Here is a 3,652-nt window from a genome sequence, read left to right as displayed (position 1 = left end):
CACATAGGTGTCACTTTTGTCGGCAGCAATCGCACGCCGTGCATATGCCAATGCGTCGCGCTCGCGGATCGGATTTGTAGCGATGGTGGGTTCGTGGAACATCATGCATGCCGAGAGCGACGCAAGGCTCGCCAGGGCGCGAGCGTAGTGGGGATCGATCCTGATCGCTTCGAGCCAATGTTCGAGCGCCGCATCGTCTTGTCCGCTGCGAAAGGCCGCCGCTCCGCGAAGCCAGGACGTATAGGCAGAAGTGCTTTTCGTCGGGCTTTTCTCGCGGGCTGCCACTGCCGCATCCTGGATATTGAAGGACAGACGGCTGATGATGGCATCGACGATCTCGTCCTGCACCGCGAATATGTCTTCCATTTGCCGATCGAACTTTTCGGCAAAAACATGCGCGCCCGTCTTGCAATCGATAAGCTGCACCGTCACACGCACACGCTTGCCCGCGACCCTTATGCTGCCTTCGACCACGAAATCCGCACCGACTTCGCGTCCGATGTCGATAATGTTGACGGAGCGGTTCTTATACGTGAACGTCGTGTTGCGGGCGACAACTGCCAAGTGCTTGCATCGCGCGAGTTCGGTAATGATGTCCTCGGTGATGCCGTCGGCGAAATAGTCATCGTTGGCGTTGCCGGACATGTTGTTGAGCGGAAGCACGGCGATCGTCGAGAAATCGCGATCGACGGGCTGAATTGCTGCTCGCGGGCTATTTGCGTCGGTGCCAGCCAGCGAAATTGCATAGCCGCGGACAGGGGACGAAATGTTTTTCAGTTGAAGCGTCCCGATATCCACGATCGAAGTATCAACCTTGCCTTTGACCTCTTGATAGACCTTCTCCGACAGGCAGATAGCTCCCGTCTTGGCCAACGGCTCCAACCGCGCGGCGATGTTTACGCCTTCGCCGTAGATATCGGTGCCTTCGCCAATTACGTCGCCAAGATTGATGCCGATCCGCAGCCAGATTTGCGATCCTTCGGGCAAGCCCTGATTTGCGGCCGCCATCTGTCTTTGCAATTCAATGGCGCTTTTCACCGCATTAACTGCGCTCGGATTTTCGACGAGCACCCCATCTCCCATCAGCTTGACCACCCGGCCGCCATGGCCTTCAATGACAGGGTTGAGGATTGTCGCCCAGCGCATTTTGAGGATTTGCAGCAGGCCTGCCTCGTCCGCTTCCATAAGACGGGAAAATCCAACGACATCTGCGACCATGACAGCGGCAAGACGACGATTCGAAATCACATCTGTCACGCGAGTACCCTCCATCGGTCAATGAATGGTGGATCAAGCACGGAAAGATTAGCATAGGGACTGTGGGAGCCATAGTGGTTTTGCCGGTATAACCCTTGAGCCCGAAACGTCGTGCTCCCGAACACGTATGACCGCCCATGGCGCATCCGAGACTTGAGATGTAGTTCAGCCCTGAAGTTTGCCCCCTTTCGGTGTCGAAGAAATGACCCTGATCTCTGCGACCCAACTCTTTATCCTATCCGCATTATTTTCAGATGCGCCAGGGTTAGCGTTCGACGCCTATGATAGGGTCACGTGGGACGCCGAAACAGACTGACGATTGCTCGTTTTCCAATCTTTCCCGAGTCGACCTAATCGGTAGCCGACGCCATCGTCTGCTTCAGACGTATGAGGTCAGGCCGAGCATTGTAGCGGCCTGACCACTGAATGGTAGGCCAGGTTAGTAATAGATCACAAAGCGACCCGCTATCCGGCCAATTCGTAGAACCGGACTTCGTTCACATTTCCACGAAGACGTGGAACKAATTTGCGTCAAGGTGGGGCTTGTGTTCGAAAGTGGCAAGCAAATGCTGCTGTTCGCCACCCTTTCCGTCCGCATCATAGAATAGCTTGCCGGTATGGTTGTTATAGATCAGGTAATCGTTTGCGTCGTGCGCATGTTTACCTGTCGTGAATTCGTCATCTGTGAACTGTCCATTGCTGAATGCAGTCAAGTAGTAGCCATCGATACCTATAAAGTCACCAGGTTCTAATTCGGTACCAACTTTGAAATCGGTTATTGTGTCGCTGTCGTCAGATGTGAACACTTTGAAAACAAACACATCAGAACCTTTGCCGCCAGTCAAAATGTCGTGGCCAGCGCCACCGTTAATATGATCGTCGCCCGTACCGCCGTCTATCGTATCATCGCCGAGAAGGCCACCGATCAAGTCGTCACCGCCCGCACCATCTATTGTATCGTCATGGGGTGTTCCCTGTAGTAAGCCGCCCTTATTTCCATTGGTAATCGTGGCCATGGACTTTCCTCCCGATGTCGTGGCACAGTAAAGTTACGCCGCTTTGGTATTTTAGCAAGGATGAATTTTCGTCACCAAGTCTGATCTTGTACCAATTCATCAAAGTTCATGAGCCCGTTGTGGTGCTCTACACATACACCAAGCGGCATCCGGCCGGGCAAGATCCGCGGTTGCCTGCACGGAGAATTCGGCACCGCCGATACGTTCTCTGTATGGTGGCGACCCGCCCTTCCTGGCCGGGTTGATGTCCATCCGCATCCCGCGCTCGTCGAGCTGGCCAAATTCACGAAACGGCTGACGTATAAGGCTGCCTTTCGCCGGCCATACCTCCACACGACGAGTCTGCGGACATTTCTTGGGGCCTCGTGATCTCCATCCCACCGCGAGGACATGCACGCCACCTGGGGAGCCATTGTTGCGGTGGCCCGCATACAAAGGCACGGCCAAACCGCGATGGCCGCGTGATGATCTGCAACTTTTAGCTCACTCGGCTCAGGCAAAGAAAATCGAGGCTGCCGAGGAGCTCCAGGTCAGTCCAGGGGCTCTCAAACGGGGAGTCCAGCCGCCCTCAGCACTTCGGTTAGCCGTTTGGTCCGTGCGGGGTCGCGGTAGCGGTTCGAGCACAGGACCTGATCCAAGTTGAGGTCTGCCTGTCGGCGCAGCGCTTCCGCAACGGCGCGCCGAGCGTCTTCGGTCCGTCCTGCAATTCCGTCGACGACGGCTTGCATAAGATAGCCCCAGGTATCCTGCGGATTTTCCGAAATGTAACGGCACAGGCTGGTCACCGCACCCGCGTCGTCACCAAGCCACGCTTTGGCGTGCCCAATGTTGTAGATGATCCAAGTGAGGGGCGGTGGCGAAAGTTGTGCGGCACGCTCGAGAACCATCAAGCCTTCCCGCAGGTCGCCGACATAGACTGAGATCGTGCCGAAGTAGCCGCATACCCAAGGGTCGCTCGGACTAAGCTTGGAAGCGCGGCGGCAGAGCGTGACGGCATCGTCATAGCGATCACGAAGCCATGCCACGCCACCAAGCCACATCGTCGCCACGGGGTTGTCCGGACGGGTCAGCAAAACCTCTTTCGTGATGCGTTCCGCCTCGGCCAACGCCTTCTCGCGGTCATCCCCGTGGGCGTAGTATCTCGCGTCATACCACAAGGTCTTCACTAGGCCGTAGACTCATAACGCGTTGATCCAGATGCGGGTAGCAATGATTTTGGCGGCGGCAAGGAAATTGGCTGGGTTCTTGTCGTAACGTGTTGCCATAGCTCGATATTGTTTGAGCTTATTGAAGAAGCGTTCGACGAGATTTCTTTGCCGATAGACCCATCGGCTGAAGGAAAAGCTGTCCTTGCGATTGCTTTTGGCTGGGATATTGGC

The 3,652-nt window shown here is 55.7% G+C and carries 4 protein-coding genes; all 4 read right to left on the bottom strand.

Annotation, left to right across the window (positions count from 1 at the left end; all coding sequences use genetic code 11):
* On the bottom strand, positions 1-1,257 hold a 1,257-nt coding region (locus AC1D06_RS42170; RefSeq protein WP_477991476.1), incomplete at its 3' end, for an adenylate/guanylate cyclase domain-containing protein.
* A 497-nt stretch (positions 1,258-1,754) separates the two neighbouring features.
* Complete coding sequence (locus AC1D06_RS42165; RefSeq protein WP_477991474.1) at positions 1,755-2,273, bottom strand: calcium-binding protein; 519 nt, start codon at positions 2,271-2,273, stop codon at positions 1,755-1,757.
* A 545-nt stretch (positions 2,274-2,818) separates the two neighbouring features.
* Positions 2,819-3,439 carry a tetratricopeptide repeat protein gene (locus tag AC1D06_RS42160; RefSeq protein ID WP_477991472.1) on the bottom strand — a complete coding sequence of 207 codons (621 nt, stop codon included), beginning with the start codon at positions 3,437-3,439 and terminating at the stop codon, positions 2,819-2,821.
* Between the two features lie 12 nt (positions 3,440-3,451).
* Positions 3,452-3,652: transposase (locus AC1D06_RS42155; protein WP_477991470.1), on the bottom strand; the 201-nt coding region annotated here is incomplete at its 5' end.

Source organism: Rhizobium sp. P2_G2, from assembly GCF_056403555.1.
This window is presented reverse-complemented; position numbering and strand designations above follow the sequence as displayed.